The 228-nt window shown below is 67.1% G+C and carries 1 protein-coding gene; it reads left to right on the forward strand.

Features of this window, described 5'->3' with window-relative positions; translation table 11 throughout:
- The coding region (locus tag FS507_RS20160; protein ID WP_440130369.1) for a hypothetical protein at positions 1-192 on the forward strand (192 nt) is incomplete at its 5' end.
- Positions 193-228 lie beyond the last annotated feature (36 nt).

Below are 228 nucleotides of genomic sequence, written 5' to 3' on the forward strand. Positions count from 1 at the left end.
ACGTGGGGAGAGACCGTGGAGAGGGGGGTGGAGAGGAGGAAGAGGGAGAGGAAGGGTGGGAGAGGGTTGTGGAGGTGGGAGGGGGAGGGGGGGTGGATGGTGGGGAGGGTGAGGGGTTCGTGGGGGATGGAGGGGAGGGTGGGGAGGGGGAGGAAGGGGGGTAGGGGTGGGGGGATTTGGGTGATGGGGTGAGGCATGACGAGGTTGTGGTGGGGATTGATGAAGGGG

It is taken from the genome of Corynebacterium glyciniphilum AJ 3170 (genome assembly GCF_007673095.1).
Taxonomy (GTDB): Bacteria; Actinomycetota; Actinomycetes; order Mycobacteriales; family Mycobacteriaceae; genus Corynebacterium.